Annotated in this window: 16 protein-coding genes; 9 read left to right on the top strand and 7 right to left on the bottom strand. The window is 62.0% G+C overall.

The window, feature by feature from the left end:
• The first annotated feature begins 644 nt into the window (after positions 1 to 644).
• Positions 645 to 1,661 (top strand): adenine-specific methyltransferase EcoRI family protein, encoded by a 1,017-nt coding sequence (locus tag E5P2_RS31880; RefSeq protein WP_162571130.1) that lies wholly within the window; start codon positions 645 to 647, stop codon positions 1,659 to 1,661.
• Complete coding sequence (locus E5P2_RS31875; RefSeq protein ID WP_162571129.1) at positions 1,651 to 2,775, top strand: HNH endonuclease family protein; 1,125 nt, start codon at positions 1,651 to 1,653, stop codon at positions 2,773 to 2,775. Before E5P2_RS31880 ends, E5P2_RS31875 begins: the two co-directional genes overlap by 11 nt.
• A 61-nt stretch (positions 2,776 to 2,836) precedes the next feature.
• Here the strand turns inward: E5P2_RS31875 and E5P2_RS31870 are convergent, their stop codons facing one another.
• Positions 2,837 to 4,060 (bottom strand): tyrosine-type recombinase/integrase, encoded by a 1,224-nt coding sequence (locus tag E5P2_RS31870; RefSeq protein WP_162571128.1) that lies wholly within the window; start codon positions 4,058 to 4,060, stop codon positions 2,837 to 2,839.
• 509 nt (positions 4,061 to 4,569) lie between these two features.
• Here E5P2_RS31870 and E5P2_RS31865 point away from each other — a divergent pair.
• Positions 4,570 to 5,589, top strand: coding sequence for a hypothetical protein (locus E5P2_RS31865; RefSeq protein WP_232077612.1), 1,020 nt, complete (start codon positions 4,570 to 4,572; stop codon positions 5,587 to 5,589).
• A 271-nt stretch (positions 5,590 to 5,860) separates the two neighbouring features.
• Entirely contained in the window at positions 5,861 to 6,616 is a 756-nt protein-coding gene (locus E5P2_RS31860; protein ID WP_068673701.1) for a hypothetical protein, read from the top strand.
• Here the strand turns inward: E5P2_RS31860 and E5P2_RS31855 are convergent.
• Together E5P2_RS31855 and E5P2_RS31850 are read right to left on the bottom strand one after the other, a co-directional pair.
• Complete coding sequence (locus tag E5P2_RS31855; RefSeq protein ID WP_162571126.1) at positions 6,613 to 7,404, bottom strand: competence protein CoiA; 792 nt, start codon at positions 7,402 to 7,404, stop codon at positions 6,613 to 6,615. The genes E5P2_RS31860 and E5P2_RS31855 overlap by 4 nt on opposite strands.
• An 84-nt stretch (positions 7,405 to 7,488) precedes the next feature.
• Positions 7,489 to 7,761, bottom strand: coding sequence for a hypothetical protein (locus E5P2_RS31850; protein ID WP_162571125.1), 273 nt, complete (start codon positions 7,759 to 7,761; stop codon positions 7,489 to 7,491).
• 164 nt (positions 7,762 to 7,925) lie between these two features.
• Between E5P2_RS31850 and E5P2_RS31845 the strand changes: the two genes are divergently transcribed.
• Positions 7,926 to 8,276, top strand: a complete 351-nt coding sequence (locus E5P2_RS31845) for a hypothetical protein (RefSeq protein ID WP_068673706.1) — start codon at positions 7,926 to 7,928, stop codon at positions 8,274 to 8,276.
• A 561-nt stretch (positions 8,277 to 8,837) separates the two neighbouring features.
• Entirely contained in the window at positions 8,838 to 8,960 is a 123-nt protein-coding gene (locus E5P2_RS38225; RefSeq protein ID WP_269475012.1) for a hypothetical protein, read from the top strand.
• Between the two features lie 945 nt (positions 8,961 to 9,905).
• Here the strand turns inward: E5P2_RS38225 and E5P2_RS31840 are convergent.
• Together E5P2_RS31840 and E5P2_RS31835 are read right to left on the bottom strand one after the other, a co-directional pair.
• Complete coding sequence (locus tag E5P2_RS31840) at positions 9,906 to 10,541, bottom strand: class I SAM-dependent methyltransferase (protein WP_068673713.1); 636 nt, start codon at positions 10,539 to 10,541, stop codon at positions 9,906 to 9,908.
• A 128-nt stretch (positions 10,542 to 10,669) separates the two neighbouring features.
• Positions 10,670 to 11,449, bottom strand: a complete 780-nt coding sequence (locus E5P2_RS31835) for a DNA/RNA non-specific endonuclease (RefSeq protein ID WP_162571124.1) — start codon at positions 11,447 to 11,449, stop codon at positions 10,670 to 10,672.
• 334 nt (positions 11,450 to 11,783) lie between these two features.
• Here E5P2_RS31835 and E5P2_RS31830 point away from each other — a divergent pair, with 334 nt between their 5' ends.
• The 3 genes from E5P2_RS31830 to E5P2_RS31820 all read left to right on the top strand — a co-directional run bounded on the left by E5P2_RS31830 (position 11,784) and on the right by E5P2_RS31820 (position 14,591).
• Entirely contained in the window at positions 11,784 to 13,631 is a 1,848-nt protein-coding gene (locus E5P2_RS31830) for a PAS domain-containing protein (RefSeq protein WP_232076890.1), read from the top strand.
• Positions 13,632 to 13,812: 181 nt separating this feature from the next.
• Positions 13,813 to 14,136, top strand: a complete 324-nt coding sequence (locus E5P2_RS31825) for a hypothetical protein (protein WP_162571122.1) — start codon at positions 13,813 to 13,815, stop codon at positions 14,134 to 14,136.
• On the top strand, positions 14,133 to 14,591 hold the full coding sequence (locus E5P2_RS31820) for a hypothetical protein (RefSeq protein WP_162571121.1): 459 nt from the start codon (positions 14,133 to 14,135) through the stop codon (positions 14,589 to 14,591). Before E5P2_RS31825 ends, E5P2_RS31820 begins: the two co-directional genes overlap by 4 nt.
• On the opposite strand, the gene E5P2_RS31815 is transcribed toward E5P2_RS31820, so the two are convergent.
• Together E5P2_RS31815 and E5P2_RS31810 are read right to left on the bottom strand one after the other, a co-directional pair.
• Complete coding sequence (locus tag E5P2_RS31815) at positions 14,563 to 15,435, bottom strand: hypothetical protein (RefSeq protein WP_068673723.1); 873 nt, start codon at positions 15,433 to 15,435, stop codon at positions 14,563 to 14,565. The two genes, E5P2_RS31820 and E5P2_RS31815, sit on opposite strands and share 29 nt — an antisense overlap.
• Complete coding sequence (locus tag E5P2_RS31810; RefSeq protein ID WP_162571120.1) at positions 15,432 to 15,962, bottom strand: hypothetical protein; 531 nt, start codon at positions 15,960 to 15,962, stop codon at positions 15,432 to 15,434. The genes E5P2_RS31815 and E5P2_RS31810 overlap by 4 nt, the downstream gene beginning before the upstream one ends.
• Positions 15,963 to 15,968: the final 6 nt, after the last annotated feature.

The following is a 15,968-nucleotide window of genomic DNA, read 5'->3' as shown; positions in this document are numbered from 1 at the left end:
TGCTTATCGGCGACCTTTAAGCAGAGTGGTTTAAGCCCGGCCGTCTGTTCGAGGGCGTCCGGAACGCAAGGCCGGCTTACCTGCGTGAGTTCGCTTACAAGGATTAGCACCGAACGTGACGGCCCTCCGGAGGGCAAAGCACCCGTTGGACGGGCCGGCTGCTTCGAGGGTAGCTGACACTTGGGGGAGGGATGCCTCTGATAACGACGCCCTGGAGCGCCCCAGCTAGTGAGAGTTGTCTCCATGTCAGGTATCGAGCCGCCCACTTCGATACGTTGCACTGGTCAGGGGCTGGCCGCGGAGCTATCGCTTCGGGGTCGGCGGCCTTACGGTATCCCACCCTCCGACAACCGCGAGGGTCTCAATGAGCGTCCGCGCCACCTCCTCAAATCTTTGGGGGCCTAGCACGGCCGCGCTGGCCGGCTGCAGCCATGCTCGCTCCATCTGGTGGTCGCGCCCGAGGCGCAGACTCATCGCGGATTTAAAACGCGGCCTTTATACGCGTTATAGCCGCCGAAAGTGCGGCGCTTAACCCATCGCCAGCACCCACAAGGATATTCACTCGTAGCACCGCCTCACTGCGATAGCAGGCGGAAAAGTTGACTCGCGCTTGCTACGGGTGCTGCTCTCTCTTGGAGCAGACTTTGACACGTGCCGCCACCTCACCAACCAATTCAAGCACTAGCAACACTTCACTGCATGCCGCCAAGCGTGGCAAAAACGACGAGTTTTATACCCAGCTTACTGACATTGAAAAGGAGCTGCGGCACTACAAGGGCCACTTTGCAGGGAAAACTGTCTTTTGCAACTGCGATGACCCCGAGTGGTCCAACTTCTGGAAGTACTTCACCCTGAACTTTGAGCACCTTGGTTTGGCTAAGTTAGTTGCCACGCATTACGCAAGCGGGGGGCCATCCTACAAACTGGAGTTCACTGGCGCCGATAAGTCTCTGGTCAAGACGGACCTTACAGGCGACGGTGACTTCCGTAGCGCAGAGTGCGTAGAAATCCTGCAAGAAGCGGATATCGTTGTCACGAATCCGCCGTTTTCCCTCTTCAGAGAATACGTGGCTCAGCTCATCGAGCACAAGAAGCAGTTCTTGATAATCGGAAATCAAAACGCGCTTACGTACAAGGAAATCTTCACGCTTATCAAGGAAAACGTCGTCTGGGCGGGGACCGACAACGGAGGAACGAAATGGTTTGAGGTGCCCACGCATTATGAGATACAGACGCAATCAAGAGTTCAAATTATTGATGGAGTGAAGTACTTCAGCATGGGCAGCGTATATTGGTTCACCAACCTTTTCCATAGCAAACGGAAGGCGGAGCTGGTCCTTTTCAAAGTTTACGCGGGGAGCGAAAGTTCCTACCCGCGATACGACAACTTTGATGCCATTGAAGTGTCCAAAGTCAGCGATATTCCATGTGACTATGCCGGGTGCATGGGTGTCCCCATCACGTTCCTAGACAAATACAACCCGTCCCAATTCGAAATCGTGGGGAGTTTTAATGCTGGCGCTCACGGCGAGGAACTAGGCGCCACTAAAACCGCAATTGTCACGAAGGGCAAGTCCATGTTGTGGAACGGCCCGGTAGTGAACAAGGCCCCCCTCTACAAACGCATAATCGTAAAATTGAAGAAGCAAAATGAAAATTGAACCAAGACAGATATCCATCGGGGAGCTGGTAAGTGGATACGCAGACAGCGGCGACGCCGGCGTAGTTGGCTTCGGGGGGAGACTAAACATCCGTCCGCCGTACCAGCGTGAGTTCGTCTACAAGGACGTGCAACGCAACAAGGTTCTCGATACTGTTCGCAAAGGATACCCACTCAATGTAATGTACTGGGTTCGAAACCCAGACCCAGATGCTCCTGACGATGAAAAGCTTGCCAGTTTCGAAGTGCTGGACGGCCAGCAGCGCACGCTGAGTATTTGCAAGTACGTGAAGGGTGACTTTTCAATTGACGAGGTGTATTTTCATAACTTGCCCCAAGACCAAATGGACAAGATTCTTGAATACCCGCTGACAGTGTACGTGTGCGAAGGCCCTGAGAGTGAGAAGCTGGATTGGTTTCAAACTATCAACATTGCCGGTGAAAAGCTTACCGACCAAGAACTCCTGAACTCAATATTTGTTGGCCCGTGGCTGCTATCGGCCAAGGCCTATTTCAGCAAACCGAACTGCCCGGCCTACCAAATCGGTTCCGACTACATGACGGGCTCGCCTATCCGGCAGGAATACCTGGAGACAGCCCTCAACTGGATTGAGGGGGGTAACCCGCGCCGTTACATGTCTGGCCACCAACACGACAAGACTGCCTTTGAACTCTGGAATTACTTTAGCAGCGTCATAAATTGGGTAAAGGCTACATTCCCCGTGGTCCGCAGGGAAATGAAGTCCGTCCCTTGGGGAGAGCTCTATAACAAGCACAAAGACGACGACTTGGACCCGGCCGAGTTAGAAACGCGCGTCGTGGCACTAATGAAGGATGAGGACGTCTCGAGGAAGTCTGGCATCTACTCGTACCTCATCACAAAACAAGAGCGTCACCTCAACTTGCGGGCCTTCACTGACAAGGTTAAGGCAGAGGCTTACGCTCGGCAGGCCGGGGCGTGCGCCGACGTGACGTGCCCAGACAAGGGCCGAATCTTCAAGCTTGACGAGATGGAGGGGGACCACGTCGACCCTTGGCACGCCGGCGGCAAGTCCATCCTGGCCAACTGCAAGATGCTCTGCAAGTCCTGCAACCGAAGGAAAGGCGGGGTGTAGGACATCGGTTCGTCAACGCCTACCGAACACCTGCTTCGCGCCGCGGCAGGTGTTCATCCATTCAGGCTTTCGAGGCAATCCAGGGGAGGGTGACTTTTTGGCTCTCTTCGTGCCACGCCTCATCCTGTGAGTGGGTATATCGCTCGGTGGTACGCGCGTCCGCGTGACGCGCGTCCTTTTGCACGATTCGCAGGTCCATCTTGGCATCAACGCGAGCGGTAACTGCCGTGTGCCGCACCCAGTGAGCTGAGGCCGCCAGAAGCTTCTCCTTCTTGTGCGCAGACTCGGATGGCAGAAGGTCCGCGGCTGCGGAAAAAAGCTTTTTCAGTATCTGGTTCAGCCGGCGCGCGGTGATAGAGCTGCCGTCCTTCAACGACACCAAAAGAGGGGAGTCGTCTTTCTTGGTTGGCACCGCGGAGAGCTTGCGGTGCTTGCGGTATCTCACTAGGGCCTGAAGCATGTCGTCGGGCACGGCGACCTTCACGAACTTGTCTCCCTTGCCGAGCACGTGCCACCACCAATGGCCGCGGACCTCCCGGAATGAGCTCATCCGCATACTCTCAAGCTCTCCCGCCCGGGGGCCCAGAAGGTACAGGATGGCGCAGATGAATCGTGCGCGCTCCTTTTCGTCGAGCTGCCGCTCGGAGTCTTCCGGCAGACTTTCTACTGCCTGGGACACGGCCATCCACATCTCTGGGTCGAGAAATCGCTCAATCTTGGCGTCTTCGTCGAGCTGCCGCTCGCCGCGCTTGGCAGCAGTCTTCGAGACCTGCTTACGGACCTGCTTGCGCTTCTGCTTAATCAGACCCAAGGGGTTGCCGTAGAGGTAGCCACTGTTGGCCAGATAGCCTAAAAATGAGTCTAGGCCTGCGAACGCAGTCATCAGCGCGCTTTCACCGACTGGTCCCACAAACGGGCGCCACCGGTCGGTTTCTCGGGGAGCCTTGACCCCGCACCATGTCTCGGCGGGCTGCGGGTCTGCCATGAACCGCAGGTAGGCCTCGTAGTCGTCGGTCATTAGCGCGGATACAGGCTTGTCTCGCTCGTGCCAGGACCAGAGGAACAGCCTCTCCGCCTCCCGGCCGTACTTGCGATGCGTCTCCGGAGACGAATCGAACTGCGCTAAGAACGACTTCAACGCTTCGAGGTCGTTGTCAGCTCGGATGAGAAGCCGCTCTGGTGGTGCACGGTTGGGCCCGGAAGCTCCAAGCAGATGCGCCGGCGGCTTGAGCTGGTCGAGAGGGCGAAGGGGTAGTGGAAGTGCCATAGCCTCGACTGTATCCATCCGCCCTATTTCTGGGAAGAGGAATTCCCAGAAACGGCGCATGCAGCCGCCGGCCCATGACGTGCGCTCTCGCGATATGACAGTTCAGCCGTCACATCGCGAGCGCCGCGTCGTGATTCGGAGCCGGTTCCGCCGGCAAGTCGGAGGCCCTGTGCCCGTGCATGCCGCCTAGTGGCACATCGCGACCGTGACAATCTGCCTGCAAGCGCTCACCCGGAGGTTCGCCCTGGGCCAATCTTTTGGCTGGGCTCGCTCGCGACATGGACTCAGCGCGGCATGTTCTGGTCGGTAGCCTCTCCACCCCTCCGCCCGCCGCAAGACTACGTCCGATTACGTAGAAGAAGTACAATTACGCAAGCACGACATAATTGACCATAATGTCACCACTTCAACCCCTTTGGCACTGCCCGCGCCCAGACCTCGCTAAAGCCTACCTGGCCCAATTGGGGGCTGGCGTCGTCACGAGCACATCCATCTTTGCGCCCCGTCGTACGGGAAAGACCGTCTTCTTGCGTAAGGACTTGACGCCGGCCGCTCAGGCGGCGGGATACCGCGTCGCCTACGTCGACCTCTGGCAAACCACGGTCTCGCCGGCGCTCGCCATCGTGAGGGGTCTGGAGGAGGCCCACGAGCCCAAGAGCCTGCGCGAGCGCGCCGCTGCGAAGCTGCGCGAGCCTATCAAGAAGTTGAAGATGAAGGGCAGCGTTGGAGAGCTCAAGGGCGAGGCGGAGCTCGAGTTCGCCGATGCGAAGACGGCCACGGCCGAATTAGGGCTGCGCATTGACGAGCTCGTGGGGAAGCTGTCGTCGAAGCACCCGCTGCTGCTCTTGGTGGACGAAGCACAAGAACTCGCCCGCACCGAGGCGAATGAAGACGTGGCCAAGAGCTTGCGTACCGCACTGACGAAGCACCGAGACTGCGTGCGAGTTGTTTACACGGGCTCCTCCCGGTCACGCCTGTCGCACATGTTCTCCGACCCCCAAGCGCCGCTGTACGCCCCGGGACTCGGCATCATCGACTTCCCCCTACTGGGCCGGGACCTAGTGGAGTTTGCCGCTGCCAAATTCATCGCGGCGACAGGTGGCACGCGGGTGTTGGACATCGAAGCGGGCGTCGCAGTGCTCGACAGGATGCAGCACCGTCCCGAGCCCTTCTTGACCGCGGTGATGCACCTGCTGGCCACGCCGGAGCTGACGCTCGAGCAAGCTGCAGAAAATGTTGTCAAAGCGGCTGCCGGGCAGGATGACTACGAGGGCACCTGGCGCAGCCTCACCGAGCTTCAGCGCGAAGTGCTCAAGCTGAGCCTGGCCCCCGATTTCAAGCCATTCGCGCGTGCCACCGCACACGCAATCGCGGCGAAGCTGGGGCTCAAGCAGCTGCCGCTATCGACTTTGCAGTCAGTCATGCGCGCCTTGGATGACAGCAACCTGCTCTCAAAATCGCCACGCGGACCCTACGAGTTTGACGACCACCTTTTCAAGCGATGGGTGGAGACGCGGGCAGACGACACCCCTGTCAAGAAGCGCTAGGGCAGAGTTCCGAGGGCTTGCACGTGGCAGGGAGTCCAGGTTCCGCGAGGAGGTCCAGAACGCCATCTGTCGCCTTTCTGGCGACAGCTGTTGCCGCCCTGTGCCCGCCGATGTGCCGCTCCGCGGTACGGCGCCTCGGTGGCACCCTCCTCCCCAGCCCTGGAATGCGCGCCACAAATCACGTCAGCAAGCATTGACGGGGACCTAGCTTGCGCTCGACACTTTGCGACGTCTGCCCTGCCTTCGAGTCCTGCGTGACAAGGAGAACCCCATGAGAACAGCCACCCTCCTCTTGCCCCTCTGCGCGCTTGGGGCAAGTGCTTCCGTATTCGCCGAGGCGACCGAATACGCGGTGCGCTGGGACCCGGACAAAGGGGGGCCCCAGTCGGCTGCAGATGCGGCGACCAAGCTGGAAATCGATGATGACAAACCGAAGAAGTTCGAGGTGCGCTACCTGACCGTCAAGCAGCCGCCCGGGCTGCCGGGCCCGGGCTTCGAGGTCATTGCTCGAGAGCGCACCGACAAGAAGGGACCAGAGGCCATGTACAAGCTGCGCGGACCTAACACCCCCACGGCGAGGCAGACGCTACCGAACTGGCAATGCCCCCTGCAAGGTACGCAGGATGCGAAGGTGGAAGTCGACGTCGCATGGGTCCTGGAGGACGAAACGAAGCCCCATCTTCCGCCCGTCATCCGCGAAGCGATTTCTTACAGCTGCTCGGTCGCGGCGCCCGCAAGCGCAGCCTATCCAAGGTCCTTCAACATGGTGCCGAAGCCGTGCTCCAACCTCGTGAGCCGGCTCAAGGAGGACGTGTCAAAGAAAGTTGCTTGGAAGGTCGAAGAGTGGACTCTCCCTACAAAGAGCCGAATGGTCGAGCTCTCGTATGCTGTCGACGCCGGAAGCGACGAGCACAGGGCCGCTTTCCAGAAGAAGGTGGATGCCCTGCTTAAGGCAGGCGCTATTCCTTTGCCGAGCTCCAAGACCACGATGGGTGGCACCTGTCCGCGGAAGGCGCGGCGCGCCTAGCGGCGAACCGTAAGCTTAGCCAGTCCTCCCCGAGGAAACGACATCCCACCTACACGCAGTTCAACGGAGCGCCAGCTGCGCTCCAGCTGCAGGCACTCCAAAGGTAAATAGGCTTCGCAAAACAGGTCTGCATACCTCCGTGAGGATTTTTCATAGCCGCCAGCGGACCGTTGGGCGCCTCCGCGCTCCGTCCACTCGCTCACGGGCACAGACGTCCTATAAGCACGTAGCTTTCCGCAGAGCACTCCCCCGAGCAGGGGGTTGAACATGGGCACCTGCCCGAAGCTGAAAACCTCAATCCACCGCTCGAAAGGCCGCGGCGAATACCGCATCGGTATCGGAATATCGCTCGGCCGCAGAAAGCAACGGTAGTCGATGTCCACCAGGCTGACCCAAGCCACGTGCAGACCCATGTCGACGTACCCGCGCGTGCGCCGCTCAATTTCCCTCGGGTCGATGGGCGTGTGCTGGAGTTCTACGACGAAGCGCTCTCCATCCCGTTCCGCGTACACATCGGCGCGCTGCGCGCCCAGTGGGACCTCTGGCTCCGCGTCATAGCCCGAGTTTCTCAGGGCGTCCGCCATCGCCTGCTTGGCTTGCAGATGAGCTTGCGACTCTCCGACCGTCCAGGCGCACGCAATGGTCGAGCGGTGTGCGAAATGAGCGACGCGGACCGTGCCCTGGCGAAGAATCACCGTTTCCTGGCAATTTGGGCACAGGAACGGCGCCTGGCTCTTCGAGGCCTTGGCGGCTTGTAGTCGGGACCCCTGCACCGTTGCAACCAACATCCTGGGCGCCTCCTGGTGAGCCGGATTCTAGGCGGCCTGAGACGGCGGCGTGCCGCATCCAGCACGGGCCGGCCGCGCGACGCGCTAAAGGTCAGGCGTCGGATAGAAGAACTCGGTTTTCGAAGTGTTGTGACGTGAGGGATGCAGACTGCCGGCAATCTCGGCGAGCATGGCGGCCGCAGCCCGGTTGGCGGCACGCGCGTCGTCGATGTCGTCCATCCGCACGCCCAGCTCGGTCGTCCACGCGTTGCGCTTGGCGTCGAAGTCCCCCAGGCGGCGGGTTTCGAGACATGCGGTTCCGCTCGGGAACAGCCGCAGCTCCTGCACTTCCCGCACGTCCGCCGAGTCATGGAACATCTGGATTGCAGGGCTTCCGAACTTGCGCAGGCTCCGGGCCTTGATGGCATCGCGGTTGGTGACAATCGCGCAGGTCAGCTGGGTAGGTTGCGTGGTTTTAAGTATGAACGCTTCGCCCGCGAGACTTCCTATACGTGGCAGTTTTCACCACAAAGGACATCTCAATGGGCTACGACTTCGAAGGATACAAGCGCCTCACCCATCGGTTCCGCCAAGGCTGGGCCTCCGAGGACGAACATGAGCACGTGGGTCGGTTTCGCGTCCTGAATGTGCGCCACCAGGCGCCATCGGACCATGAGGCCGAGTACGGGTCCGGCGGCCAAAGCTTCATCACCGTACGTGCCCCTCGTGCCGTCTCCGCGGACATCGTTGCGCAGGTTCTGCGCGACAACTTCGCTACTGGCTGCCGCTGCGAGCACGACTGCTGTGGGCACACGTCGAGCTACCCGGGCACACCCGTCCGGGTTAAGCAGCGTCGCTGGGTTGTTCCTGTACAGCTGCGTCAGAACATCTAATTCAAAGGAGCTCCAACTGTGCTGGAGCTCCTTTTTCTCATTTGGCGGGGGAAGAGGACCAGCCCGCGGGTAATCGGAGGGTCGGGGCGGCCAAGGCGACGCTCAGGAGCGCCGGCTTGGCACCTTTCCTGGCTTCCGCGTTTGTGACCGGACGGCTACCCAGCGGCTACCCAACCTCGGGTCGACAGCTGCATACACCTCCGCGAACACGTAGACCGCATCACGGTTGCATGCGCAGGGCACGGCGGCGCCTCCGCACTCGCAGCCGCTGTCGCTTACGAGCGCTGATGGCCGGTCAGGGTGGTCTTCGCAGACCCATCCGCTATCAAGACAGGTTACGCAGTTCACCTGGGCGAGCTCTCTCGGCGGTTCCGCCTTCATGGCTAAAGGATACTGCCTTACTGCTCTGGCGTCAGAACGCAGCGGCTGAGGAAGGCGGCGGGGTGGCAGGACGAATCCACCCACATCCGCTACGATGACAGCATTAACAAAGCCGCCGTTCCACTGCCGACCAACGACGAAGAGTTCCAGGCGCTGGCTAGGGAGGTCAGCTACCTGCAAATGCAAAAGCAGGCGCAGCTCGTCAAGAATCCGCCCATCGACGCGCGCTGGTGGTTCCCCTGGGCCGTCACCGCCATTGGCGCCTCGGTTGGCGCACTGGCAGTGATGCTGCTGAAGCCGTGACCAGGGCCGGTGGCACGACCCCGGCCGGCTACGTCGGGGGCTCATCGCTCGACGCTACGGCTAGAGCTCAGCGCCGGCGCGCCCAACCACCCGCCCGAGTACCTGCACGTTCGCGCTCTCTGCCAGGTCGATGACATCCTTTGCTTCGATAGGCGAGACCAACAGCACAACGGAGTCACCTTTGCATTGTGCTTTTCGCACTGTGAGCTGACCAGCTCTCCACAGGCAGTAGAGCTTCCCCTCCTCCGGGGCCGTATCTCGATAGTTCAGGGCGAAGGCCTCCCCGGGCATCAGGTACGGAGACATTGACCCGTCCGGCATCTCGGCGAAGACAAGGCTGCCGGCGCTGCCGCCAGTTGACGGGCTACGCAACGCTCCAAACTCCCTTCGTTCGCCGCTCAGGTCGGGACAAACCTCGAGCTTTGTGCCGCCGCTGAAGGTCGTCTTGAGTGCAATCGGAGGGATGCTGAGCGATGGGCTCTGGCTGGAAGCAGCTGGGGCCTCCGTAGTGGTTGGCGAAGCTTCGCTGTCGAAGTCGAACGCTGTTGCTTGTTTCTGGGGTCGCGGGAAGCCTCGCCCCTCTCCCAAGCGCACCCAGCTATGGCTTACGAGGTGGTCTGGAAGGAGTGAGAGAACGGGCTCAAAGTACTCACTGTGCGCACTGCCGCGACGGAGCGCCGCTAAAAGGCTCTGGGCCTCCCGGAGACCAGCACGCCGCGCAAGTGCCGCGCGATTGCGGACGCCTAACGCGTCGAGCGCAAAGTCCAAGCGACCTCCAAACGTTGCAAGCTTCTGTTCTGGTGACTTTGAATCTCCGGCGCTCATCGGTTCGTTCGTGAAGGGTTATCGAACCGCTGATGGTAGCAATATAGGTGACAGCAGTGCAACTAAAGTAATTGTATCCGGCTACGATTGTTTAATTGTCGCCGCGACAAAGCGTCGCGATTATAAGTACGGCTTGCGTGCACACATCGTGAGCCACACCGTACCGTCTGCCGCCAGATAGCTGTCCGCAGCGAAGCTCTCGAACTGGCCGAGACCCGCCCGGGCGACCACGCGAGCGAACTTTTCAGTCGTCGTGTAGTTGAAGAATCTGCCGTCACTGGCGACGGACGTGCCCTCTCCCCGCTCCATCACCGCGCAGAGCACACCGCCAGGCCTCAAGCTGCGCGCGAGGCGCTGCAGCGCATCCACCTGGGCCGAGTCATCGAGGTGGAGCAGGCTGCCGGATGCCCAGACACCGTCAAATGCGCCCTGCCAGACGACCTCGTCGAAGCGCAGGTGCAGGACCTCCTGGCCACAAGTCGCGCTGGCGAGCTCCGCCATCTCCTTGCAACCGTCGAATGCCACGACCTCCAGGCCAAGCCGGCGGAACTCCAATGCGTCCCGCGCGCTACCGCACCCTGCGTCGAGCACAGTGCTGCCTGCGATGCCGTTGGGAAGTCTTTGCACGAAGAACCCCCGTTCGCGGGACATGTCGACCCCGGCAGTGCGCTGTGCATAAACACCGGCAGTAGCGGCGTAGGCGTCCAGGGTGCGGTTGACAGGCTGACGGGCGAGACGTCCGTTGAAGAGGTTCATTTGAGACACAGAAGAGTTGCGGGAGCGTGTGCCTCGTACAGGCACGGGCGTTTAAACAGCGGCCGCGCGGGATTCGCCAGTCAAGAAAAAGCCCCGGGTAAATCCCCGGGGCTTGTAAAAGCACGTTCTTAGCTGGAAGGTCGAACGCCTGGCAGGAAGTCGATGCCGGTGCGCCTGACAAGCTCCTCGTAGGAGATTGGCCGGCCGGCACGCGCGGTGTCGGTGTTCTCCAGCCAATGTGCCCATGCCCGGTTAGACGTCTGGTCATAAACTAGCTTGTATAGGTGGCTCGGAACCCAAACCTGCCCCGTCGCTAACGTCCGAACAGGGCCGGCGAAGACGGGCCCGGTGAAGACGAATACATCACCGGTCGCGCGCATGGCGTACTTCCGCGTCGCGGATTCGATGTCCTTCCAAGTCCTGCGATTGTTCTGCGGCGCCTGCGGCATCATGTTCGCTAAGCTGAAACTTTGAGCCATCGCTCGGGCGTTGGGCATGTCCCCTGCCGCAATCACGTGCCCGCGGTCGACCTTAACTCGGACCTGCTTGGTCGAGTCGTCCGGGTCCTGGACGAGTAACCCTGCCTTGTAGTCCTCCAGCGCGGCCCGCTCCGCTCGAGGCAAGCGCGCCTCTTCGTAGAACCGGTCTGTTCGCTCCTCGCCTTTGGCGTCGAGCAGCAGGCTACGGTTCAGCCTCTCCGCGCCAAAGAGCGGGGTCTTGGACTGCCCGGAGTGCAGGATTGCGAATGAATCGAAGCAGAGCTCCCGTCGCAACTCGGGCGCGCGGGAGACGACTGGCACCTTGCCGCCGACAAAGAACTGCGGGCAAGCCGCAAAGCCTGGCTGCGCCGCACCGGTGGACGCCAGCGCGGTGGCCAGCAGGCCGCCCAGTAGTACGTTCCTCCACATATTTACCTCCTTGGTTGTGTCCAGGAGGTGTAGGGAGCAAGGTTTTGACGCGTGCCTAAGGCGCCTTCAAGAAATTGCGATACGCAGCGCGCGGACTTCAAGACTGCTGCGGGATGCCGATAACCCGCTTACGCAGGACACGCATTGCTGAGTTTTGAGCCGCCTTCCCCCTCCCTTCCGGCAGAGCCTTACTGCTCGCCTCACGACCGTATGCACGGTTGTCGCGGCATCATTGGTCGCCGCCTTGCTCTTTGTTCAGTACCAGGGCTCCCGTGTCGCCCTTCGCGCCTCAGTGGAGAGGCACCACGCGCGGCTCACTGAGCGCACTGCTGCCGTGTTCGAAGACCGCCTGCAAGCGCTAAGCGAGCTTGCAGACGGCGTTGCAGCGTCGCTCGACGAGGCAGCCCTGCGTGACAAGCCCCGGCTTCAACAGCGGCTTGCGCAACTGACCTTGGTTGCCCCGCACGCATTCAGGACGCTGAGCGTCACGGATTTGAACGGATACCCACTCGCATGGGTGCCAGCGACCACCGGACCACAGGCCGACGCTTCAGTGGCCGACCGGAGCTACTTCAGCGGCGTCCTCGCCACACAATCGCGAGTCATCGTGGGTCCGGTGCTCAGTCGGTCCCTTCGCACGCACGTCACGATTTTCTCTTCGCCCATTTACGGAGCAGAAGGCAAGGTGGTCGGCGTGGTCGTGGGGTCTATCGAGAATATCGCGCTTGCCGCCACCGCCGGCCTTGGCGACTTCGCAGGTGGCCCTGCGTCCCTGGTGACCGTCGCCTCCGAGGAGGGAACCATCATTGCCCAACGGAACGCCGACCGGATGGGGGAATCCGTGCGCACGCTGGGCCCGATGGCAAAGCTCTTTACGGAAGCTGAGGCCCCAAGCGGTCTCGTTTACGGCATGAATGCGGATGGCGTGCCGAGCCTAATGTACGTAACCACCATCTCGGGCCCGTCCAGCCCCTGGCGACTGGTCATGGAGGCCCCGGTGTCTAAAATCTTCACTGACGAAGCTGAGCTTAGATGGCACTTCTTGGTCGTGCTTTCCGCGGGGACCGCACTTCTCCCCCTGCTTTGGCTCACCATCCGCGCGGTGCTGCAGCCGTTGCGCGTTCTCCACCGCCAGGTGGCGGCGGTGAGCCTTGGCAATACTGTCCCAGCCATGGACACGTCCGGACTGCACACCTCTGATGAGCTGGAACTCGCGGAGGCGGTGCGCACCATCTCGCGCGCGAGTACAAAAAGTCTCTCCGTCGAGGAGGCGGAGACCACGCGCTTGCGAACAGCCCTGCACAACGTCGACGCCGGCGTCCTCGTCGTCGACTGCGAATCTCGAATCACTACCATCAACCAGGTGGCGGCGAGGCTGCTGGGCTGGCGAGTTTCCGACGCGCTGAACCGGCCCTTGGACCAGGTCTACCAACCGCGGCTACGGGCTTCGGGGGAAACCATGCCGAGCCTGCATCCTGCGCTGCTGAGCGCCAAGACTGCGCTAAGACGAGTCAACACTTTGGAGGCGGTGAGCCGTGACGGCAAGGCGGTACCCCTCTCGGAAGCGTCTGTCCCAGTTTTCCTTGCGGACGGAAGCACGGCCGGCGCCGTCATCGTCATCCGAGGTCCAAGCGCGGCCGAGGTGCCCGCCGTGGCAGGGGTGCACCTCAGAGACGAAACCACGGGGCTGCGGCGGCACTGCGAGTTGCAGTCCGTTCTGACAAAGCTCTTCAACGCCAATGGGCCCGCCGACGGGCACCACGCCGTCATCACCATGGACATGGCAGGTTGCGGGGACCAGGGTCCGAACCTTGGGCAGCTGAGAAATGCGGGCAAGGCGGTTCGCGAGACCCTTCGCATGGGCGACAGGGGGTTCCGCTGGACGGAGGCGAGCCTCCTCCTCGTTCTCAAGAACTGCGACCTGCCGGAGGCCGCTTTCCTCGCGGAGGACGTTTTGGGGAAGCTGCGCGCGTCGGACGCCCAAACCGCTCCGCAGGTCAGCGTCGGGGTCCTCGCCTTCGGCCCCGGCCCGGCCACATGGACCGAGGTCGTGCAGGCAGCCACGCGGGTGACTGACGCGGCCAGAAGGCAACCGGGGGCGGTGTATATCGCTCCGGAATCCAACGGGGCCGGCATGCTCGACGCCCTGGGCGACCTCTTCGGCCAGGCGCCGGCGGCTTAGGACGAAATACGGAGGAGACCGCATCAGGCGGGCCCCTCCGTCAAATTCCGCTCATCACTTCGGAGTTTTGCGACCTAGTCGCTTGCTATGGTATAGGCGCTATGCTAAATCTGCCCCAGCGCCGCTGCTAATGAAGCGATACTGGTTGACCGTAAAGTGGTTCTGATGGTATACTTTAAGCATGACAAACATCAAAGCTGCAGCCCCCGGCCTCGCCGCCCTCACGCCGGAAGAAGTTCGCGTCGAGCTTGGCCGCTATGGGATGATGCTTGATGCTGCGGACAGCCGCCGGCTCGTGCTGTCGCCCCGCCTCTATCGCGAAGCCGCCGTACGTGCCAAGACCATGATTCAGAGCCAGCTCGAAAGCTTTGAATGCATGGCGGTCTGCTCCGAATACCCGTCCTTGACCGAACTGCACAATGGGTTGCTCTTCGAGCGCCAGGTCCAGCTCGGGATGGTCAGCGTCCCTGTCAACGTCAACTGGCTCCAGGAAGCCCGCTCGTGAGCCTCGGCACGCTCAGCCGGAGCGCCTACCAGGCGGTCGCCCTGGCCTTTGCTGGGCGCTTTCAGCAGCTGCACCACGCAGCCCGCGCTGACGACGCCAAGGCGGTCCTTCTCGCTGCGGCCACTTTCGCCGTTGACCGCACGGTGCCGGACCCTGAGCTGACCCTGCGCGCGCGGTTCCGTACGACCGAGGACCCTGTCCGGTTCCTTATCGAGCAGCGCGACATCGTCTTCCCGGTGCCAACGACTGAATGGCGCGCGCGCCCGCCTCTTTTGCGCAAGTCCTCGCTAAGCCCAATGCTGGACGCCATGGACACCCTGCTCAAAGGCGGTTCGCTCCCCGAGCAGCGAGCGTCCCACGTGCACGCCTGGCTTGCCCCGTTTCTGGCAGTAGCCCCGGAGCTCGCGCCCGACCTCGACGCGCTCCTCAACGTACCTGCTCGCCGTAGAGCGTGACGCTCAGTGCGCTCATGCCTCCCGTTGGCAGGCCTTCCAGTTCTTGCCGGAACTCGAGGCGGACTCGCCCGGGCGTCGAAGGCAACTGAGCCGACGACTGAAACCGCACGGCGACCGAGCAGCTTTCGCCGGGCAGGAGCACCGCGCAGCTGCTATCACCAAGGCTGAAGCCCGGCGTAGCCGCCGCGCCGGCGATGGCCAGCGATTGCATTGGCAGCCGGTTGGTCACGGTGAGAGTCCAGGGAGCGCTCAGCTGCCCTGCCCGCGCCTGGAGCACGGCAGCCACTTGTGCATGCCCTGGCAGCACCGCCGCCGGCTCCTCATCCTGAAGCGTCCCAGTCACTTCCAGCCCAGCGTCCATCGCGGTGGGCGTAGGAACCAGCCTCCGGTCCAAGGGCACTATGGCCGAGGCGCCCACGGGATATGCCGCGGGTGCAACCCATTGCGCAGCCCCCGTGCACCCGCCGTCTGCGGGGGTCAAGTGGGCGCCCTGGGCGCCTCGAACGAAGTCAATCCAGTCCTGCGTGCTGTTTAGGGTGGCTGTCAGGCAGAGCTTCGACTGGTCCTCGTCTACCGCCGAGAGCCCCCATGAAACCTTGTGGCCACGGGGCATGAATCCATACGCAGGGAAAAGGTCTGCGGCAGAAGCGGCCGCGGGCAACTGGTCGTACGTACCAGGACTGAAGACGGCGGCGCGTCGATAGAACGCGTTTTTCACGTCTTTGGCTGCGCGCGCGACCTCCGCGCCGACAGACGTTGCGCTCAACATCGGTTCGGCGGCCAGGCAAGGCGCAGCGAACGCGACGGCAAGGACTGCGACGGTGGTGCGCAGGCGGCGGTTCATCGATTCACGCCAGGGGTATACGCCACGTAGAAGGTCACCGCGCGAGCCGGCGCAGCGTTCCAATTGGAGGGGGCCGCCTGTGTGACCGTCGCACCGCAACTCGTGTTCACGAACGCCTGGTCGCGCGAGAAGGCGCTCACGCCGCGGTAGAGGCCTCGCCCGACTCCCTGAAGCCCGGCCCGGGTGGGGGCCAGGCAGAAATAGTTCAGGTTTGCGTACCGGCTGCCATCGTCACCGTGCTGGCCGTAGGTCCACACGTAGCCTGCGGGGGCAGCAGGCGCAAAGCGCAGCAAGGGCAGGAACTGCGCGGAAAAGCCGCCATCACTGGCCGCAAGGACGGCGGGCGGCACGCCGCCGGCTGCGCGGGTCGCCGCGTCATAGGCTTCCTCAAGCTGCGGAAGAGCGGTGCGCACCTGCTGCTCCACGTCACGTGCAGCCCCCCGCCAGGCCGGCAGGTAGTTGATTGAGACCATCACAAGCGCGGATGTGAGTGCGATGGCCATGACGGTCAGGATGAGTTGAAACATTGGCTG

The sequence above is a fragment of the Variovorax sp. SRS16 genome, assembly GCF_901827165.1.
GTDB lineage: Bacteria > Pseudomonadota > Gammaproteobacteria > Burkholderiales > Burkholderiaceae_C > Variovorax.
This window is presented reverse-complemented; position numbering and strand designations above follow the sequence as displayed.

Excerpts from the sequence above, each read along its gene's own strand:
- E5P2_RS31875 (WP_162571129.1), top strand. The coding sequence starts at position 1,651 with ATGAAAATTGAACCAAGACAGATATCCATCGGGGAGCTGGTAAGTGGA.
- E5P2_RS31870 (WP_162571128.1), bottom strand. The coding sequence starts at position 4,060 with ATGGATACAGTCGAGGCTATGGCACTTCCACTACCCCTTCGCCCTCTC.
- E5P2_RS31860 (WP_068673701.1), top strand. The coding sequence starts at position 5,861 with ATGAGAACAGCCACCCTCCTCTTGCCCCTCTGCGCGCTTGGGGCAAGT.
- E5P2_RS31855 (WP_162571126.1), bottom strand. The coding sequence starts at position 7,404 with ATGTTGGTTGCAACGGTGCAGGGGTCCCGACTACAAGCCGCCAAGGCC.
- E5P2_RS31850 (WP_162571125.1), bottom strand. The coding sequence starts at position 7,761 with ATGTTCCATGACTCGGCGGACGTGCGGGAAGTGCAGGAGCTGCGGCTG.
- E5P2_RS31845 (WP_068673706.1), top strand. The coding sequence starts at position 7,926 with ATGGGCTACGACTTCGAAGGATACAAGCGCCTCACCCATCGGTTCCGC.
- E5P2_RS38225 (WP_269475012.1), top strand. The coding sequence starts at position 8,838 with ATGCAAAAGCAGGCGCAGCTCGTCAAGAATCCGCCCATCGACGCGCGC.
- E5P2_RS31840 (WP_068673713.1), bottom strand. The coding sequence starts at position 10,541 with ATGAACCTCTTCAACGGACGTCTCGCCCGTCAGCCTGTCAACCGCACC.
- E5P2_RS31835 (WP_162571124.1), bottom strand. The coding sequence starts at position 11,449 with ATGTGGAGGAACGTACTACTGGGCGGCCTGCTGGCCACCGCGCTGGCG.
- E5P2_RS31825 (WP_162571122.1), top strand. The coding sequence starts at position 13,813 with ATGACAAACATCAAAGCTGCAGCCCCCGGCCTCGCCGCCCTCACGCCG.
- E5P2_RS31815 (WP_068673723.1), bottom strand. The coding sequence starts at position 15,435 with ATGAACCGCCGCCTGCGCACCACCGTCGCAGTCCTTGCCGTCGCGTTC.
- E5P2_RS31810 (WP_162571120.1), bottom strand. The coding sequence starts at position 15,962 with ATGTTTCAACTCATCCTGACCGTCATGGCCATCGCACTCACATCCGCG.